A 17,967-nucleotide genomic window follows, 5' to 3' on the forward strand; every position below is an offset into this window, starting at 1 on the left:
AGATAGGAGTGGATCACAATGAGTAAAAGAGCAAGAGATGTTATCATCGTAGGCTTCGCCCTTTTTGCTATATTCTTTGGGGCGGGGAACTTAATCTTTCCCGTTTACCTAGGACTGAATGCAGGTGATAACTGGTTTAGCTCGATGGTAGGTTTTATTTTAACCGACCCTTTCTTAGCCATCTTAGTTGTTATTATCACGGCTAAATTAGGTGGCCAGGCTGAAGACATTGGAAGGAGGGTTGGTCCCAACTTTGCGAAAGTTTTGGGCATTATCGCTATTTTGTCAATTGCGACCTTTGTTGCTGTACCTCGTACTGCAGCAACCGTCCATGAGATTGCAATTCAGCCGAACTTTCCCAATGTTTCCCCCGTTGTGACCTCTCTTGTCTTCTTTGCCTTTACCTTGTACTTTGTGATTAATGAAGGTAAGGTCATTGACATTATCGGTAATATTTTAACCCCCATTTTAATTGCCACTTTGGCCATTTTTATAGTCTGGGTCATTATTAACCCTCCTGGTCCAACCGTCCCCAGTCAAATTGAAAGCAGTGACTTCCTAGTCGGCTTTACCGAGGGCTACCAAACCATGGATGCCTTAGGGGCTAACCTGATGGCCGGAATTGTGGTTACTGACTTAGTCCGGAGAGGTTACACAGACAAGGAAAAACGTTATAAAAATACAATTGGGGTGGGCATTATTGCCTTTATCTTACTTAGCCTAGTTTATGGTGGCTTGGTCTATGTAGGGGCCCGTTTCTCAGCTATCTACCCAGTTGATATGTCCCGGACCCAACTGCTGATTGCTAGTTTCTCTTACATTTTTGGCGACTTTGGAGCCTTCCTAATTTCCGTTGTTGTCACTCTGGCTTGTCTAACCACTTCAGTTGGTTTGACCGCAACCTGTGGCGACTATTTCCAGACTATTTCCAAAAACAAGTTGAAATACAGACCTATTGTGATTACCTCGGTCACCATCGGCCTGCTGATTTCTCTCTTGTCAGTCGATGAGATTGTCGCCTTCACCGGTCCCTTGCTAGACCTTGTTTACCCGGTCGTGATGGCCTTGGCCCTTTTCTCCCTCTTTAACGAATACTTGAAATATGACTTGATCTTCGTTGGAGGCGTAGCCGGAGCCTTTGCTGTAGCCTTAATAGAAACCAGTTTAGGCCTGCTTGGCATGGATGCTGCCCTAGAAAGCTGGACCGCCTTTGTTCCCCTAGCTGAAGTTGGTTTTGGCTGGTTGATCCCAGCTTTAATCGGTGGTTTAATTGGCGGACTCCTAGGTCACTTCTTTGACTTGGGTAAACGCTTGGAAGACCATGACAACCAGAGAGCTGTCCTGTCAGAGACTTCCTACACATAAGTAATTTTAAATTAAACTATAAAAAAGCCCCCTAGCAATCATCAATATGGTTGCTAGGGGCTTTCTTTTGAATTTAGTTAGAGTGAATGCTACTCAGACTGGTCGCCAGCCTGGCCCAGCCAGTAGGTCCCTATAAAGCAAAGGGCTAGTAGGAGACCACCTGCGCTGACAAAACGAATCATTTGGTCAACTGGTAAGCTAGACAGGGAAGCGATTGCTCCTGTATTCAATAAAATCGCAATGGGAGAAGCTAGGACTAGACCAAATATTCCACTGTAAGTTAGAACGGGTTGGTTGGCAAAGAGGTATTCAATGATTTTACTGATCAAGAAGATACCGACTAAGACACCAAGGCCAAAAGGAATGAGGAGGGCTAGACCGTGGAGGATGCCTTGTGTATCTAGACTTCTCAAGGCATCAAAGAAGTTGGTTAAGGTATTGATAATATTATAATAGTAACCCAAAATCATCAGGACCAAGGAACCACTGATACCAGGAATTACCATGGTGGCTGCTGCAATCAAGCCGACAAAAAATAAAATGGCAAGATTAGCTAAAGTCAGGTCTAAGGCTTCAAAGGTCACGTCTGATTCTTGGTAAAAGGATAGGACCACGATGAGGGCAAAAAAGAGGGTAAAGACGACTAGCTGGCTCCAGCCAATGGATTCCCTTTCAGTCTTCAAGGTATGAGCGAACTGGCGGAGTAAAATCGGAAGGCCACCTAAGACCAAACCGACAAAGGCCATGGCAGTGGGGAAGGTATATTGGCTCAAGAGGACCTCAATAGCGTATGAAAAAAAGACGATCCCTAAAAGGATACCAAGAGCTAGGGGCAATAGAATTGACATTGATTTTTTAAAGGCTTTTTTCAGATGGGTGATGGCAAAGATCAAGTCATCGTAAATGGCTAAAGAAACAGCCATCGTTCCACCACTGACCCCAGGGATTAAATTGGCAACCCCGACCAGGATTCCTTTAATAACCATCCAAATATAAGACATAAGTTTCCTCCATCAATTATCGTTACTTGAATAAGTTCAAGTTTACTCTAATTAGCCTAGCTTATCAATTACAGTTTGCCTGCTTTGCAATTTTTATAAATTTCTTTATGATTAAAGTATGAAATGATAGGTGATGAAAAATGCGCGAGAAAATTTTCCAAATTATTAGTGTCCAAGATAGCGACTCCCTTGCTAGCAAGGCCTATAATACGGTCAATATCTTTTTGATTTTGATCAGCTTGCTGCCTTTAATGTTTAAAAGTCAAGATCCCCTCTTACAATTTATTGATAACTTGGTCTTAGTTTTTTTTATTGTCGAATATTTTCTTCACTTTATTACAGCTGATATCAAGTATGATGACCTGCCCAAGCACCAAGCCTTCCTTCGCTACCCAGTATCTTTTTTTGGGATAGTCGACCTACTCTCCATCCTCCCCATGATGGAATTTGTCTCTTCCTCTTTCCGACTCCTCCGTCTATTTAGACTGGTCCAGTCGGCTAGGGTTTTTCGAGTCTTTAAAATCTTTCGTTACTCCAATAGTATTGATATCTTAATCAAGGCCATTATCCGCCAAAAAGACTCCCTCCAGTTAGTCTTATGGACTGCTGTTTTATACCTACTAATTACCTCGCTTTTGATCTTTAATATCGAACCAGAATCCTTTCCAAGCTTTATGGATGCTCTCTTTTGGTCAGCCGGAGCCTTAACATCGGCAACTTTTGGGGATTACTTTCCTAGCAGTCCCCAAGGCCAATTGATTGGCATCTTGTCCTTTATGGTCGGAGTCCTCATCATTGCCTTGCCTTCCAGTATTATTACGGCAGGCTATGTTGACGAACTCAAGGCCCACAGTAATATAGAGGACCAAAACGGCCAAGAACAAGAAGACGAGCAAGCACAAGAAAAAAGCCCAGACCGATAGCCTGGGCTAGACTTGACCGACTAAGTTAGCAAAGTGGCGGGTTAATTGGGCCGTCAACCCCCACAAGGTAGCCTCTTTAAATTCATAGAAGGGGAGAGAGCTTTGGGACCGACCCCTTTTGTAGGCTGTTTCGTTGATAGACTTGAATTTATTGCTGGGGAAGTTGCGTTCGAATTGGCTTTCTACATTGTAATGGTAAATTTCTGGGGCATTGTCGATAAAATATTGGACCGGTTTAAAAAAGATACTGTCGACTTCGTAGCGGTTGATCTTTAACTGGTCTGGGTCAAAGTCTTCTAAGATCCCAACATGACAGTAGACCATGACCCGGCCATTAGCAATCCGGTCAATTTCACCTAAGACTTCAATTTTTTCAACGGGGAAGCCAATTTCTTCCTTGGTTTCCCTTAGACCGGCTTGAAGGGGGCTTTCACCTTTTTCGATCCGTCCGCCTGGGAAGGAGACTTCGCCTGGTTGAGAAACATATTGGCTCCGTATCTCGTATAAAATCTGCCACTGCCCTTGGTAGTAAACGAGGGGAAGGAGGACAGACGACTCAAACTTGTAGCCCAAAAACTTGGCCCGGTGGTTTTTAATTTGCTTGCGGATATGATTAATATTAGTCACGCTTTGACATCCTAACTATAAAAAGTTCACTATCAACCTTATTATAAGTAGAATGCCTACTTTTTGAAAGATCCTTGCTTACGATTATATAAAACGTTATTTATATCTATTTTAGTCAAAAGAACTATAGAATTTGCTATCTTGTTATATTATGTTGTATAATGAACTTAGATTATGAAAAGGAGTTTGATTGAAATGACTTCAAAAGATGAATTAAAAGGAAAAGCCAAAGAAGCTTACGGTAAGCTTGTGGATGATGACAAGAAAAAAAGTGAAGGCAAAACGGACCAAGTGAAAGGCAAGGTCAATGAAGCCAAAGATAGTGTTAAAGACAGTTTGGAAGGTGTCAAAGAAAGCCTAAGTTCAGACGATAAAGACGACTAATCCTTTTAACGGTTTACTAGCTAATGGGGGGACTTGACTTAGGATAAAAACCAAACCCAATTACCAGTTAAACTGTAACCTGTCACAAATTTTAGACCCAAACCTAGGATGTTTAAAACCAGGATTGGGCTAGAGGCATCCAGGTTGAGTTCTGGATGCCTTTTATAGTAAATTATCGAAATTTTAAGTCTTGTCGTAGGACTGGTCCAGGTCAAATGTTAAAATTACATTAAAAATACCCTGACTTTTGTAAAGGAATTGATTTAATGTAAAATTACTGTTAACATGATGACATCAACGAAATAGGAGGAATGTTTCGATGAAAAAATGGACTAAGTTGTTATCAATTCCTGTAGCAGTTACTCTACTCGCAGCTTGCGGTGACAATACTGCTCAAGAAGACCCAGCAGAAGACCCTACAGTAGAAGAAACTGCTCCTGAAGAAGAAGCAGGGACTGACCAAACTGCTGAAGACGACATGAACGAAGACGACACAACTGAAGATGACACAGCTGAAGACGACACAGCTGAAGATGACACAGCTGAAGATGACACAGAAGACGATACAGCAGACGCTGAATCAGGTGCTTCTGTCATCCAAACAGCTGATGAAGCTCAAGATGCTATGTCAGCTGATGGGGAATGGATTGTTGTCCTAGAACAAGACCTACAAGTTGATGAAGACTTGACCCTTGAAGCTCAAGACAACGAAGAAGGCGAACGTAAACTAGCTTTCTACGATGACGAAGGCGATGAAACTCAACTTTACACCCTAACAGTTCCATCCCTTACAATCGAAGCTGAAAACACCCGCTTTGCTGGCCGTGTTGAAGGTGACGTTATTGTAGATGCAGATGGTTTCTCCTTTGAAAACGATCCTGAAATTGATGGTGACTTGATTTTCACAAGTCAAGAATTCCACGATTCAGCTGACTTTGACGAAGCTTCTGTAACTGGTGAAGTCATTATTGAAGATGGCGAAGAAACCGAAGACCAAGCTCAATAAGATCAGTCATTCATTTAACTCTAAGAGGCTGGATTTTTCCAGCCTCTTTTTATGTCTGATTTTTCACTTTTTTGGGGAGGAAAGTTCTCTATTCTTTGTTTGGTGTGGTAGAATAAAGAATATTGTAAATTTTATGTTAAATGTTTTTTGATGGGCTAGACCCCTGTGAAGGAGAGTGGAATGATGTTTTATAAGGCTGATCACTTGGGAAGATTAGACCATTTTACAGCCAGACACTTGGCCGTTATGGCGGTTGTCATGGCCTTAAGAATAGCCCTGTCGCTTATTCCAGCCTTGAATATTGCTAACTTAGTTCAGTGGGGCTTTGGTTTTATCGGAACAGGTATTGCGGCTTCCCTTTTTGGACCAGTTTACATGGTCTTATTTGCTGTTTTATATGACTTGCTGGACAGCCTGATTATCCAAGCAAGTACAGTCTTTTTCCCAGGCTTTACGGTGAGTGCCGGTTTGGCTGGCCTTATTTATGCTGTCTTTTTATGGCGGAAAAAGCCCACCCTTAAACGGATCGGCCTAGCAACTTTCCTTGTTTCTCTTTTTATCAATATTGGCTTAAACACCATTTGGCTCAAAATAATGTATGATGAAGCTTGGCGTGGGCTGATCATCCCCCGAATTGTCAAGAACGCGATCAGCTTCCCACTCAATACAGCTGTTCTTTATTTCATTTTAAACCTGCCGTCGATCCGAAATGTTATCAAGAAATTCCAGTTCTAAGTTTGGCTAAGTTTTGCTTTTTATTTTAAAGGCCTAATTTCTTACTTGCTCCGATAAGGGACCCGGTTTGGCTAAAGCCGAGTTTGGTGTACATGGCGCCCACGCTATCCTCCCCATCTGCTAGTAAGATAAGGTCCTTGTCCTGACTTTTGGCATAGTCAGCAACCTGGTTGACCAGGGTGCTGGCTATTTTTTGATGCCGGTAATTGGGGTGGACATAGAGGTCATCGATTTCAATAGTCCGATCTTTTTCGATTTGAATAAGGCTAGCTATGATTTCTTGGTCCAGCTGGCTGGTCAAAAAGTCAATGCCAGGTTTAGCAAGGAGGTCATCGTAGAAACTCAGCTTGCTTTGAGCAAATGCTTTTGAAACATGTTGGTCATGCTGGTAGTTAAAGGACTTAAAGGCCCCAAGCTTTTTACTGGATAAGACTTGGTTTTTAACGGGAAGGTTAGATACTTGGTCCTTAAAGTTTCCGGGCTTTAGCCGGTACAAATCTAAAAGCTCTAGCCCATAATCTTCCTTGTCCAGATATTTTGTGACGGATGGAGTTAGGGGAGTATTTTGAGGCCAATAGAATTTTAAATGACCCAACTTGTTTTGTCGATGGGAAGCGATTTGCATCTCTTCAATTAGTTTGAATTCCTGGAGGTCCGGCTGAAATTTTAACAAGAAAAAATTTGAGTCATACCGCCATGGATAGTCAGGAGACAGGTATTGGGCAAAAAATTCATTATCATCAACTAGCTGACTGTGGTGTTCAAAATCAGTAAATTGGTACAAGGAACAAGCCTTCTTTCACTCGCTATTTTACAAAAACTTGGCCAGAATTATCATTGAGAATGTTACTATTGTGTTACAAGAAACTGAGAAACTGTTACTTAATACTAACAGAACCCTAGCCTACTTTATGATATCATAAAAATTGTACTTAGGAAAAAGGGCCCTTTTAGTCGTTAGGGACCTGCTGTTAAACCCTAAATTGTCAAGTAAAGGAGATTAGATATTGAAAAAAGAACAGATTTTTAAATTTCTGGCCACTAGCTTAGTCGCGGGCCAGGTGTTTTTCTCTTCTCATCTTGTCCTTGCTGAAGAAGCTAGTTCCCAGCTCTTAGAAGAACTGAGGCAAAGCCGACAAGACTTGGACCAAGAAAATGCCCAACTTGAATCCGAAATAAAGAACTCTAAAGATGAAATGTCCAATCTTTCCCAAGAAAAGGCAGACTTGGAAGCAGATATCCAAGCTATCCAAGCCAATGTAGACCGATTAATAGCTGAAATTGACCAACGACAAGAAGAAATCCAGGACAAGGAAGATCAAATCGACCAATTACATAAGGAAATAGGGGAATTGACCGAATTGATTGACCGCCGGACGGAAAAAGTGGCTGACCAGGCTCGGTCCGTTCAAAAAACGGGGGACGTGACGTCGATTGTCAATGCCCTCCTGTCTTCGGATACTGTTGCGGACCTCCTCAACCGGGTCCACTTCATTTCAGAAATCATCTCTTCCAACCGGTCCATCATCTCTGATCAAAAAGCAGACCATGACCGATTAAAAGCTAGTGAAGAAAAACTGAAAGATGAAGAGGCAAAATTGAAGGCAACTAAGTCGGATTTAGAAGTGGCTCAAAATAACTTGGTTAACCAGCGACTTGCCTTAGAAAGCCAGGTTAGCCAAGTAGCCCAGGTTTATGACTTAAGCCAAAAAGACTTGGCTAGTTTAGAAGCCAAAAAAGATGAAATCGCTCGCCAGACCAGCCATCTGGACCAGCAAGTTAAAGACGAGCAAGAACGCCTGGAAGAAGAGCGACTTGAGCAAGAAAGACTAGCTCGAAAAGAGGCTGAACGCCAGCGTCAACAAGCGGAAGAAGCCGAGCGAATCCGTCAAGCAGAAGCCTTGGCTAAAGAGGAAGCAGAAGTGCGAGCTAAAGAGGAAGCAGAAGCCCATGCTAAGGCTCAAGAAAGCCAGCAAGATCAAGCAAAAGAAGTTGAGCGAGAGATCGAAGAAGAAAATAGGGACTTAGAGCTAAACGAGCGAGACAACCAGCAACCAGCCCAGGTTGAAAGTAGTCAGTCGAGCCAAAGCCAGCCTAGTCAAAGTTCGGCTTCCACTACAGTTCAAGTTTCAAGTTCTCTGAATCCCTCTAGCTGGATCAGACCCGCAAGTGGCAGGATGACATCTGGCTTTGGTTACCGCCTCCACCCAATTAAGGGCTATCGTAAGCTACATGAAGGAATAGACATTGCAGGAAGCGGACCAGTGCGGGCATCTAAAGCTGGTCGGGTTATCGCTGCATCTTATACGGGTGGTTTGGGTTACCACGTTCGTATTGACCATGGCAATGGTTTAACCAGTGTTTATGGCCACTTACAGCCAAGTTTAGCTGTTGCACCCGGCCAAACTGTTTCCCAGGGGCAAGTCTTAGGGCAAATGGGATCGTCTGGCTCATCTACTGGGGTCCACTTGCACTTTGAAATCCGGCAAAATGGCCGCCCGGTCAACCCGATGAACTATCTTTATTAATGAATGAGCCACAATTGATTGCTTCCACGCCAACTAGCCAGACCTTGGCTAGCTGGCGTGGTTTTTGTTATTTGGGATTGGCGATTTACTAAACTTTGTTATTCTCAAACTTTGGCTTTAGTTTGAGAATTTTTTGTATGTTTTCTAAAAAAACTAATGTTATTTGGGAATTCAAGGACTGTTTTCTCAAACAACCAATGTTATTTGGGAATTCTAGCGCTTTCTTTAAACAACAACCGCTACATAATTTATACTAAAATTCAACTTCAACTAATCCCTTAATTTTATAAATATAACTTCCAAACCAAGGGCTGGTAGCTTACCTCTTTAAGGAGCCTTAGCGAGTTGGCAACCGAGTGTCAAACCAGGGGCTAGGTTGTTATAAGAGACCTTATTGTATCCACTACCAAGGTTAAAGGGAACTTTTTACAATATAGGGGGCTGGCTTAAGGAATTGAGCTTGGTCCTTGCCAGGACTTGCCAAAGATGATTTACTAATATTAAAAGTATTGAAGGAGTCAAACATGATTACTTCCCGGAAAAACCCAAAAGTAAAAGATTGGATCAAGTTAAAAACCAAGAAAGAACGTGAAAGACGCCAGCTTTTCCTACTAGAGGGCTACCACCTGATTGAAGAAGCTATGAGGGCCCAGGAGAATATCACAGAAATTATCGGAACGAAAATGGCACTAGAACATTTCAGCCTAACCCGGCAAGATATCCCCACCCACTTGGTTTCTGAAGCTATTAGCCAAGACATGGCTGACACGGAAAAGACTCAAGGCATTTTTGCGGTTGTTAGATCAAACCCTCAACTCCAAAAATCTCACCGAAAAGCCCTCTTGTTGGACCAGGTTCAAGACCCGGCAACCTAGGTACCATGATCCGGTCGGCCGATGCAGCTGGTTTTGACCTCGTTGCTATGGGAAAGGGGACGGTTGATGCTTATAATCATAAGGTCTTGCGGTCAGCCCAAGGAAGTCACTTTCACTTAGACCTGGCCAATGTTGACTTAAGGGACTTTATTCCCAAGCTTCAAGAGCAAGGGCTGGTCGTTTACGGAACAGACCTGTCAGCTGAGTCTGTTCCCTATAAAGACCTCAAAGCTCGTGACAAGATTGCTGTCCTTGTGGGAAATGAAGGTCAGGGAATGAACTCGGACTTGTTGGACTTGGTTGACCAAAACACCCATATTCCTATTAAGGGGCAGGCCGAGTCCCTTAATGTAGCTATTGCTGCTTCCATTTTAATGTTTCATTTTTCTGAATAGGTCTAGGTCAGCTCTTCATTCACATGACTTGAAAAAAACTTGCCAAATAAGTCTTTTTGCAACAATTAATCTTTGAATAATGCCTATCTTTACGCTATAATGAAGAAGCTTGATAGCAATAGATGTTGGTTGTGAAGTTTATTTGAAGGGATGATGGAATGCCTATTTTTGAAGATAGATGGAAATACGATCCTGAATATTTATCCTATGTTTCAGACTTGATTAATAATGAAAAATTTAGGCAGCTGGACAAAATTGTCCACCACCACCATACCATCCGGTTTAAACATTCGGTCTATGTCTCATATGTGTCTTACCGAATTGCTAGACGAATGGGCTTGGATGCACGGGCGACAGCCCGGGCAGGGCTTTTGCATGACTTCTTCTTAGAAAGTCGCGAGGAGATCCAGTTGATGCAAGAAGGGTCGCATAATGATGTCCACCCCAAACTTGCCTTGAAAAATGCCCTTACCCTGACCGAACTTTCTGATAAAGAGAAAGATATTATTTTGAAACACATGTTCCTGTGTTCAAAATCCAACTTCCCAAGATACCGTGAGAGCTATATTGTCACTTCCGTTGATAAGTATTGTGCTATGGACGAAGTTTCCCGCCCCTTGCGGAGTCGCGTAATTGCCAAATACCACTCCTTGAAAGGTGCCTTATCAACCCAGGCTTAAGCCAAGGACGTGGCAGCAAGTTAAGTAGGATGCTAGGACCTCTTGATACTTGGACAGTTAAATAAGGTCTAGCCTTGCTTATCTTCTTTACTAAAGCAAGTTATGCGAGAAAACGACAGCCCTAACCAGACTGTCGTTTTCTATTTGTGGCTAAACTGGTCACTCTTATAAGCTGTGACTGAGCCAAGAAATCCATGAATGAGAGGTAGCGAAATGACAGACTATTTAGAGTTTAACAAAGAAAATTACTACAAAGATATCATCAGCTCCATCGAAAAAGAAAAACAGGTCACTTTCAACAAGTTGTTTTTGCGCTTGCATGACCGGGATAAAATAGAAGTTTTCAACATGGTGGCTGATGATTATAAGAAAAATATTGCCAACTTGCTTCCGGCAGCAGATTTTGAAGACATGTTTAAAATCATGGCTATTGAAGACCAGGAAATGGCCGTTGCTAACCTTCCCAATGACTACCTCCGGCAAGTTTTTAACCACCTACCTTATGATGATATAGCTTATTTTATCAACCGGTCTAGTCTATATGACGATACCTTTGTCTTGAAATATTTGGATGCTGACCGGCAAAAAGAAGTCCTAGAGATCTTGTCCTATGCTTCCGAGACTGCTGGGTCGATTATGACCAAGGAATTTATTTCGGTCTATGAAGACCAAACCGTCCAGCGGGTGATTGACTACTTAAGACAAGTAGGCCAAGATGCCGAAACCATTTACACTATTTATGTGGTGGATGACAAGGAGCAATTAAACGGGGTCTTTTCCCTGCGTGAATTGATGATGTCACCCAAGGACAAATTAATTGCCGATATTATGAACACCCATGTGGTTAGTGCCAGTGTTGATATGGACCAGGAAGACGTGGCTGTCTACATCCAAGACTATGACTTAACAGCCCTCCCGGTTATTTCCCATGACGGCAAGCTAAAAGGGATTATCACGGTTGATGACATTATCGACATTGTGGACCAAGAGGCTGAAGAAGACTTTAACGAATTAGCCGGTATCCGGAAACAAGATACCCATGATGAAAAAGGGAAGCAAAAATCGACTATCCAGATGGCACTCAGCCGGACTCCCTGGCTTGTGATCTTTATGGTATCTGGTCTTTTGATCGGGAGTTTGATGAACCTCTTTGAAGATACCCTGCAACGGGCAGTCCTCTTGTCCGCCTTCGTTCCAGCTATTATGGATACGGCTGGTAATGTGGGCACCCAGTCGCTAGCTGTAACGATTAGTGGTAGCAAGCTCTTTCAAAGTGGCCTAGGCCAGAAATTGTTGGCCCTAAAGGATGAACTCTTAACTGGCTTAATTATGGGAGTTATTTCAGCCCTTATGATGTTTGTGATTATTTCGGTGGTCTACGGCGAAGCCTTAATTGGCCTTATCGTTGCTTTGGCCTTGATTGTGACGGTCACAATCTCAACTGGTGTTGGACTCATTGTTCCCTTAGTTTTTGATAAAATTGGCTTTGATTCTAGCGTGGCCAGTGGACCCTTCATCACCATCATCTCCGATGCGGTGGGCTTGGTCTTTTACTTTTCAATCGCTTCAATCTTTATAGGCTAGGGGGATATTATGCAATCAATTCAAATTAACAAAGACCGTTACTATGATGACATTTATAAGGCTTTTGACAATGATGACCGGGAAACCTTCCGCGAGCTCTTCTTACGACTCCACGAAAGGGACCAGCACGAGCTTTTCCATTTGCTTTACCCTGAGAAGAAAAAGAAAATAGCTCAATTCCTCTCGGCTAAGGAATTTGCCGAAATCTTTGAATGGATGGCGGTGGAGGACAAGGAAGCCGTGATCAATAACCTGCCTCCTGTCTACATTGCAGAAGTCTTTAACAACTTGGCCAATGATGACGTAGTGGAATTTCTTACCCAAAGCCAGGCAACTGATGCCGAAAAAATACTGGATATGATGGACCAAGATGAACGTAAACGAGTCCAGGAATTGATGTCCTATGCCCAGGAAACGGCTGGTTCCATCATGACCAAGGAGTATATTGCTATCCAAGATTCCCAAACGGCTGAGGCGGTCTTGGACCGGTTGCCGACCATTGCTGATGAAGCGGAAACCATTTACTATCTTTATGTTCTTAACGAAGATGGACAGTTGGTCGGTGTCCTCTCCCTGCGTGATTTACTCTTGGCCCAAGAAGATGAAATAGTCCGGAATATCATGTTCAAAAATGTCACCTCAGTCCGGATCGACATGGACCAGGAAGAAGTTGCCCATGTTATTCGAGACTATGACTTACTGGCAGTTCCCGTTGTCAGCCACGATGGCCGGATGCAGGGGATTGTTACCGTTGACGATATTATGGATATTATCGAAGAAGAAGCTAACGAAGACTTTATTGAATTTGCGGCGATTAGACCTTCTGACAGTGAGGAGAAAAGGCTCAACCCCATCCAGGCTACTAAGCATAGAATTCCTTGGATCTTGATTCTTTTAATCTTAGGTCTTTTAAGTGGTGGCGTAATCTCCTACTTTGAAGAGACCTTAGAGTCAGTTGTTATCTTAGCTACTTTTATCCCTATGATTATGGGGACAGCTGGGAATATTGGGACCCAGTCTTTGGCAGTTGCTATCAATAACTTGAGCGGTAACAAGGACGAAGATGGCAAAAAAATGCTAACAGTTGTTCGCAAGGAAGTGGTAGGAGGAGCCATTATTGGTCTCTTCTTGGCCTTGATATTAGTCGCCTTATCCCTTATCATCTATCAAAATACTGTCTTAGCTATGATTGTCAGTGTAGCTATCTTTTTAACTACGATTTTATCGTCAACAGTTGGATCGGTCATCCCCTTATTATTTGAAGAAATCAATATCGATCCTGCCGTAGCCAGTGGACCTTTCATTACCACCATCAACGATATAGCATCTCTTTTGATCTATTTCAGCCTGGCCGTTAGTTTTTTGGAACATTTATAAAAACAATTTCAGTTTACTTTAATGATGCTTTAAGTTATACTATCTTTAAGCTAGATTATTGGAGACCAATCGTACCGACAAGATGCAAGTTAGGAAGTAGAGGCGATTATATGGTAGTAACGAAAAGTGATGAGTCTCCATCTATCTGTCCCAAATTTGAGTATACTTTTTCCATCTTAGGTAAAAAATGGAACGGCTTGATTATCGATGCCTTGCTCGAATCTCCTCTCCGGTTCAAGGAAATCGCAGCCTGTATTTCAGGTATTAGCGACCGCGTTCTGGTAGATCGGCTTAAGGGTTTGGAAGAAGAAGGCATTATTGAGCGGACCAAGGTAGACCATTGTAATGGCTACAGCCTGACGGAAAAGGGCTATGACCTAGAACCCGTCATGACCCAGGTTCAAAAATGGGCAGATAAATGGGTTTTAGATGAAGATATCGAAGACTTGTGTTAGACTAGCGAATAAAATAAAGTAAATAGTAAAAATGACTGATAGAAAAGAGTATTCAAGTGGCTGTTACAGAGAAAAATGGTGTAGCTGAGACCCATTTTACATCAAGCTTGGAGAAATTCACTTCTATCTTATGCTGATTGGCATATTCATTGTTTCACTAAAATTGAGACCGGTATACACCGTTATGTAAGAGTGCAAACTAGGCTAGCTTAGTTTGAACTAGGGTGGTACCGCGAATGGCCTCGTCCCTTTATGGGCGAGGTCTTTTTTGTAGCCAAAAAGCCAGGCCAAGTATTAAAAATGTAGCAAAGGAGTCGCATATGGATTTACAAGAAAAATTACAAGACCTGCAGCAACAGGCCTTAAAAGAAATTAACCAAGTTGATAGTTTAGACCAGTTAGAGTCTATTCGTTTGTCTTACCTGGGCAAGAAGGGCCAGGTAACCCAGGTCCTTAAGGGGATGAAGGACTTAGACCCCAAAGACCGTCCCTTGGTAGGGAAGACTGCCAATGAAGTGAGCGATGACATTAAAGACATGATTGAAACGTCCAAGGACCGGTTGGAGAGCCAGGCTTTAGACCAGAAGTTGGCAGAGGAAACCATCGATGTTAGCCTGCCAGGCCGGTCCAGTGAACCGGGCCAAACCCATGTGATCCTCCAAGTGATTGAAGAGTTGGAAGATTTGTTTATTGGCATGGGCTATAAGATTGTGGAAGGCTATGAAATTGAAACCGACCACTACAACTTTGAACGGGTGAATGTCCCTAAAGACCACCCTGCCCGGGACATGCAAGATACTTTTTATATTGACGACCTGCATCTACTTAGAACCCACACCTCCCCGACCCAACCACGGACTTTAGAAAAACACGACTTTTCCAAGTCACCCTTGAAGATGATCAGTGTGGGGAAAGTTTTCCGCCGAGATACAGATGACGCTACCCACTCCCACCAATTCCACCAAATTGAAGGATTAGTTGTGGATAAGAGTATTTCCCTAGGGGACTTGAAGGGGACCTTAGAAGTCATGGCTAAGAAAATCTTCGGCGATAGCCGTCAGATTCGTTTGCGTCCAAGTTATTTCCCATTTACCGAACCGTCTGTTGAAGTGGACTTGTCTTGCTTTAACTGTGATGGCGAGGGATGCAGTATTTGTAAGCACACCGGTTGGATCGAAGTTTTAGGTGCTGGTATGGTTCACCCCCAAGTCTTAGAGATGTCCGGGGTTGATTCTTCAACCTATAGTGGTTTTGCCTTTGGGATTGGGGCTGACCGAATCGCCATGCTGAAATATGAAGTTGACGATATCCGTCATTTCTACTTAAATGACCAGCGTTTCTTGAGTCAATTCAAAGCGAAAGGGTAGGTAAAGATGAAAGTATCATACAATTGGTTAGGACAATATGTCGATTTAATCGATATTTCACCAGAAGAACTGGCCAAGCAAATTACTTTAACAGGTATCGAAGTGGAGGGAGTGGACCAGGCTGACCCCATTCCAAAACTTTTAGTGGGCCATGTTAAAGATTGCCAGCCTATAGAAGGGTCAGACCACTTGAAATTGACCCAGGTAGATGTGGGACAAGCTGACCCCGTTCAAATTGTCTGCGGAGCTCCTAATATTAAAGCGGACCTCAAAGTGATTGTGGCCTTGCCGGGAGCCGTTTTACCAGGGGACTTTCAAATTAAAACAACCGCTTTGCTGGGCCAGGAATCAGCAGGGATGATTTGTTCACTAGAAGAGCTAGGTTTCAGTGAATCAGTGGTACCCAAGTTTGCGGAAGACGGGATCTATATCTTGCCTGATTCAGCCCAAGTGGGAGACCCAGCTGGACCTTATATTGGCCTAGACGATGCTGTTATTGACCTGGATGTGACCCCCAACCGCGCAGACGCCTTATCCATGCGGGGGGTGGCTTATGAAGTTGCGGCTACTTTAGACCAACCAGTCCACTTTGACCCCGTCCAAGTCCAGGAGGATGAAAATACGGCTCAGCTTTCCGTTGGGGTGGAGTCCACTGACGATACACCCTTTTATGCTAGCCGGATTGTGGAAGACGTCAAGGTTGGTGACAGCCCCCTTTGGCTTCAAAAACGCTTGATGGCAGCTGGCATCCGTCCCATTGATTCGATTGTGGACATCACCAACTACATCATGTTGGAATACGGCCAACCCATGCACGCTTTTGACTATGATGCGGTAGGAAGTAATGAACTCTATGTTCGCCGGGCCAAAGAAGACGAAGTACTCCGAACACTAGACGGTAAGGACCGAGACTTAGGGCCAGACAACCTAGTGGTCACCAATGGGAGCCAGGCAATTGCCCTGGCTGGTGTGATGGGGGGCGAAAACACCCATGTAACGAACGATACGAAAAGAATTGCTATTGAAGCAGCGATCTTTGACCCTGTTATAGTTCGTAAAACAGCTCAGAAATTAAATTTAAGAAGTGAATCCAGTAGCCGGTTTGAAAAAGGAATTAATGAAGCTACTGTTATTGAAGCCTTGGACAAGGCAGCTGCTTTGATGCGGGATATTGGTGGGGGTAAAATTGTCTCAGGTGTTGTCAAGGATCGTGATCTCACTCCACAAGATACGCATGTGTCAGCCGACCTTGCCTATATCAACCGCCTAAGTGGAGTGGATTTTAGCCAAGATCAGGTCGGCCAAATTTTAAACCGTCTCGGCTTCTCCTACCAGGTGGAAGAGGGACAATTTGATGTGGCTATTCCACCGAGAAGGCGAGATGTCAGTATCGCCGCTGACCTGGTTGAAGAAATCACCCGAATTTACGGCTACAACAAGGTGCCATCCACCCTGCCAAAAACTGAGACCATCCCAGGCCAGTTAACACCCGGCCAACGGATGAAACGCTATCTCAAAGATTTTATGGAAAACATTGGTTTCTCCCAGGCTATATCTTATGCCCTGACCAAGCCAGAAAAGGCACCACGTTTTGTGTTTGGCGATTTAGCCGACAAGCAAGTGGTTTCCATTGCCCACCCCATGAGTAATGACCGCCAGAGCTTACGTCAAAGCCTCTTGTCCGGTTTGCTCGATGTGGCCCAATACAATAAGGCTAGACAAGTAAACTCGGTCAAGTTATTTGAATTGGGTTCTGTTTTCGGCAAGGACCAAGAAGAGTATTTGGAAGAAGGACGCTTTGCCGGTTTACTGACTGGACAGGTGACAGAAGCCTCCTGGAGTCAGAAGGCCAACCAAGTCGACTTCTTCACTGCCAAGGGTATTATAGAGCAGTTGTGCCAATTGATTGGATTTGCTGACCCGGTCAGTTACCAGGCCAATAAGGACAGAGACAATATGCACCCCGGGCGAACAGCGGATATTTACATCGGCCAAGACCTGGTTGGCTACTTGGGCCAAGTCCATCCCTTGTTGGCCAAGGAATATGACCTCAAGGAAGTTTATGTATTTGAACTAGACCTAGACAAGCTGGTTGCTTTAGACAAGAAAGAAGCTGTCTATGACTTGGTTCCAAAATACCCAGGCACTTCCCGTGACATCGCCCTCCTGGTAGACGAGTCCATTAGCCACCAAACCATTGTAGACTTGATTCGGTCCAACTCTTCTGATTTGCTTAAACGGATTCACCTCTTCGACCTCTACAAGGGCGATAACATCCAAGAAGGCAAACAGTCCCTAGCTTACTCCCTCTTCTACCAAGACCCTGCAGCTACTCTCAAGGATGAAAAAGTCGACCAAGAATTCGATAAGGTCAAACAAGTCCTAACAGAAGAACTAAAAGCAGAAATTCGTTAAAGTCAAGCTAAATATCTAGCAAGCTGGTCCACTAGGCTTTGGTCTTCATTCCAAGTTAGCTGGACCAGCTTTATACATATATGAGTAAAGTTAGCTGGAGTGGGACAAATACTGGGCGGGGACTAAGCATTCTCTGTTGAATAAGGATTGCAGAATGTCGGGTTCAAAGTTCTACAATTGTAGTTCGATTGTAGAATTTCGGGTTTGAATTTCTACAATTACTGATCGATTGTAGAATTTTTGGTTCAAG

Annotated in this window: 17 protein-coding genes and 1 other annotated feature; of the genes, 14 read left to right on the forward strand and 3 right to left on the reverse strand. The window is 43.5% G+C overall.

Going from position 1 to position 17,967, the window contains the following annotated elements:
- Positions 1–18 precede the first annotated feature (18 nt).
- Positions 19–1,365 (forward strand): branched-chain amino acid transport system II carrier protein, encoded by a 1,347-nt coding sequence (gene brnQ / locus HMPREF9698_RS06970; protein WP_003778717.1) that lies wholly within the window; start codon positions 19–21, stop codon positions 1,363–1,365.
- 89 nt (positions 1,366–1,454) lie between these two features.
- Here brnQ and HMPREF9698_RS06975 read toward each other — a convergent pair whose 3' ends face one another.
- On the reverse strand, positions 1,455–2,366 hold the full coding sequence (locus HMPREF9698_RS06975) for a DUF368 domain-containing protein (RefSeq protein ID WP_003778719.1): 912 nt from the start codon (positions 2,364–2,366) through the stop codon (positions 1,455–1,457).
- 140 nt (positions 2,367–2,506) lie between these two features.
- On the opposite strand from HMPREF9698_RS06975, the gene HMPREF9698_RS06980 reads away from it, so the two are divergent.
- Entirely contained in the window at positions 2,507–3,289 is a 783-nt protein-coding gene (locus HMPREF9698_RS06980; protein ID WP_003778721.1) for an ion transporter, read from the forward strand.
- A gap of 6 nt (positions 3,290–3,295) precedes the next feature.
- Here HMPREF9698_RS06980 and HMPREF9698_RS06985 read toward each other — a convergent pair whose 3' ends face one another.
- On the reverse strand, positions 3,296–3,916 hold the full coding sequence (locus HMPREF9698_RS06985; protein WP_003778722.1) for an NUDIX hydrolase: 621 nt from the start codon (positions 3,914–3,916) through the stop codon (positions 3,296–3,298).
- Between the two features lie 195 nt (positions 3,917–4,111).
- Here HMPREF9698_RS06985 and HMPREF9698_RS06990 point away from each other — a divergent pair, with 195 nt between their 5' ends.
- The 3 genes from HMPREF9698_RS06990 (at position 4,112) to HMPREF9698_RS07000 (ending at position 6,041) form a co-directional block, all read left to right on the forward strand.
- The gene (locus tag HMPREF9698_RS06990; protein WP_003778726.1) at positions 4,112–4,300 is read left to right on the forward strand and encodes a CsbD family protein; all 189 of its coding nucleotides are present in this window, start codon (positions 4,112–4,114) and stop codon (positions 4,298–4,300) included.
- A gap of 319 nt (positions 4,301–4,619) precedes the next feature.
- Positions 4,620–5,306: a hypothetical protein gene (locus HMPREF9698_RS08535; RefSeq protein ID WP_003778728.1), complete on the forward strand. Its 687-nt coding sequence runs from the start codon at positions 4,620–4,622 to the stop codon at positions 5,304–5,306.
- Between the two features lie 180 nt (positions 5,307–5,486).
- Positions 5,487–6,041 (forward strand): folate family ECF transporter S component, encoded by a 555-nt coding sequence (locus HMPREF9698_RS07000; protein ID WP_115629297.1) that lies wholly within the window; start codon positions 5,487–5,489, stop codon positions 6,039–6,041.
- A gap of 25 nt (positions 6,042–6,066) precedes the next feature.
- Here the strand turns inward: HMPREF9698_RS07000 and HMPREF9698_RS07005 are convergent, their stop codons facing one another.
- Positions 6,067–6,825, reverse strand: coding sequence for a GNAT family N-acetyltransferase (locus HMPREF9698_RS07005; protein ID WP_003778733.1), 759 nt, complete (start codon positions 6,823–6,825; stop codon positions 6,067–6,069).
- A 223-nt stretch (positions 6,826–7,048) separates the two neighbouring features.
- On the opposite strand from HMPREF9698_RS07005, the gene HMPREF9698_RS08540 reads away from it, so the two are divergent.
- The 9 genes from HMPREF9698_RS08540 to pheT all read left to right on the forward strand — a co-directional run bounded on the left by HMPREF9698_RS08540 (position 7,049) and on the right by pheT (position 17,717).
- Positions 7,049–8,569 carry a M23 family metallopeptidase gene (locus tag HMPREF9698_RS08540; RefSeq protein WP_003778734.1) on the forward strand — a complete coding sequence of 507 codons (1,521 nt, stop codon included), beginning with the start codon at positions 7,049–7,051 and terminating at the stop codon, positions 8,567–8,569.
- Positions 8,570–9,093: 524 nt separating this feature from the next.
- Complete coding sequence (locus tag HMPREF9698_RS09095) at positions 9,094–9,444, forward strand: TrmH family RNA methyltransferase (RefSeq protein ID WP_003778735.1); 351 nt, start codon at positions 9,094–9,096, stop codon at positions 9,442–9,444.
- 5 nt (positions 9,445–9,449) lie between these two features.
- On the forward strand, positions 9,450–9,839 hold the full coding sequence (locus HMPREF9698_RS09100) for a TrmH family RNA methyltransferase (RefSeq protein ID WP_003778737.1): 390 nt from the start codon (positions 9,450–9,452) through the stop codon (positions 9,837–9,839).
- A 158-nt stretch (positions 9,840–9,997) separates the two neighbouring features.
- The gene (locus HMPREF9698_RS07020; RefSeq protein ID WP_003778739.1) at positions 9,998–10,519 is read left to right on the forward strand and encodes an HD domain-containing protein; all 522 of its coding nucleotides are present in this window, start codon (positions 9,998–10,000) and stop codon (positions 10,517–10,519) included.
- A gap of 213 nt (positions 10,520–10,732) precedes the next feature.
- Complete coding sequence (mgtE, locus tag HMPREF9698_RS07025; RefSeq protein WP_003778740.1) at positions 10,733–12,103, forward strand: magnesium transporter; 1,371 nt, start codon at positions 10,733–10,735, stop codon at positions 12,101–12,103.
- A 9-nt stretch (positions 12,104–12,112) separates the two neighbouring features.
- Entirely contained in the window at positions 12,113–13,480 is a 1,368-nt protein-coding gene (gene mgtE, locus HMPREF9698_RS07030; protein WP_003778742.1) for a magnesium transporter, read from the forward strand.
- 110 nt (positions 13,481–13,590) lie between these two features.
- Positions 13,591–13,935, forward strand: a complete 345-nt coding sequence (locus tag HMPREF9698_RS07035) for a winged helix-turn-helix transcriptional regulator (RefSeq protein WP_003778745.1) — start codon at positions 13,591–13,593, stop codon at positions 13,933–13,935.
- 26 nt (positions 13,936–13,961) lie between these two features.
- Positions 13,962–14,188 (forward strand) — a binding site (T-box leader).
- Positions 14,189–14,255: 67 nt separating this feature from the next.
- Positions 14,256–15,302 (forward strand): phenylalanine--tRNA ligase subunit alpha, encoded by a 1,047-nt coding sequence (gene pheS / locus HMPREF9698_RS07040; protein WP_003778746.1) that lies wholly within the window; start codon positions 14,256–14,258, stop codon positions 15,300–15,302.
- A 6-nt stretch (positions 15,303–15,308) separates the two neighbouring features.
- Positions 15,309–17,717 carry a phenylalanine--tRNA ligase subunit beta gene (gene pheT / locus HMPREF9698_RS07045; RefSeq protein WP_003778747.1) on the forward strand — a complete coding sequence of 803 codons (2,409 nt, stop codon included), beginning with the start codon at positions 15,309–15,311 and terminating at the stop codon, positions 17,715–17,717.
- The last annotated feature ends 250 nt before the right edge of the window (positions 17,718–17,967 follow it).

The sequence above is a fragment of the Alloiococcus otitis ATCC 51267 genome (genome assembly GCF_000315445.1).
Classification (GTDB): Bacteria; Bacillota; Bacilli; order Lactobacillales; family Carnobacteriaceae_A; genus Alloiococcus; species Alloiococcus otitis.

What these genes read in the sequence shown, in the direction of transcription:
- HMPREF9698_RS07000 (WP_115629297.1), top strand. Translation starts at nt 5,487, where the DNA reads ATGATGTTTTATAAGGCTGATCACTTGGGAAGATTAGACCATTTTACA.
- HMPREF9698_RS06980 (WP_003778721.1), top strand. Translation starts at nt 2,507, where the DNA reads ATGCGCGAGAAAATTTTCCAAATTATTAGTGTCCAAGATAGCGACTCC.
- HMPREF9698_RS06990 (WP_003778726.1), top strand. Translation starts at nt 4,112, where the DNA reads ATGACTTCAAAAGATGAATTAAAAGGAAAAGCCAAAGAAGCTTACGGT.
- pheT (WP_003778747.1), top strand. Translation starts at nt 15,309, where the DNA reads ATGAAAGTATCATACAATTGGTTAGGACAATATGTCGATTTAATCGAT.
- brnQ (WP_003778717.1), top strand. Translation starts at nt 19, where the DNA reads ATGAGTAAAAGAGCAAGAGATGTTATCATCGTAGGCTTCGCCCTTTTT.
- mgtE (WP_003778740.1), top strand. Translation starts at nt 10,733, where the DNA reads ATGACAGACTATTTAGAGTTTAACAAAGAAAATTACTACAAAGATATC.
- HMPREF9698_RS09095 (WP_003778735.1), top strand. Translation starts at nt 9,094, where the DNA reads ATGATTACTTCCCGGAAAAACCCAAAAGTAAAAGATTGGATCAAGTTA.
- HMPREF9698_RS07035 (WP_003778745.1), top strand. Translation starts at nt 13,591, where the DNA reads ATGGTAGTAACGAAAAGTGATGAGTCTCCATCTATCTGTCCCAAATTT.
- pheS (WP_003778746.1), top strand. Translation starts at nt 14,256, where the DNA reads ATGGATTTACAAGAAAAATTACAAGACCTGCAGCAACAGGCCTTAAAA.
- HMPREF9698_RS09100 (WP_003778737.1), top strand. Translation starts at nt 9,450, where the DNA reads ATGATCCGGTCGGCCGATGCAGCTGGTTTTGACCTCGTTGCTATGGGA.
- HMPREF9698_RS07020 (WP_003778739.1), top strand. Translation starts at nt 9,998, where the DNA reads ATGCCTATTTTTGAAGATAGATGGAAATACGATCCTGAATATTTATCC.
- mgtE (WP_003778742.1), top strand. Translation starts at nt 12,113, where the DNA reads ATGCAATCAATTCAAATTAACAAAGACCGTTACTATGATGACATTTAT.
- HMPREF9698_RS06975 (WP_003778719.1), bottom strand. Translation starts at nt 2,366, where the DNA reads ATGTCTTATATTTGGATGGTTATTAAAGGAATCCTGGTCGGGGTTGCC.
- HMPREF9698_RS08535 (WP_003778728.1), top strand. Translation starts at nt 4,620, where the DNA reads ATGAAAAAATGGACTAAGTTGTTATCAATTCCTGTAGCAGTTACTCTA.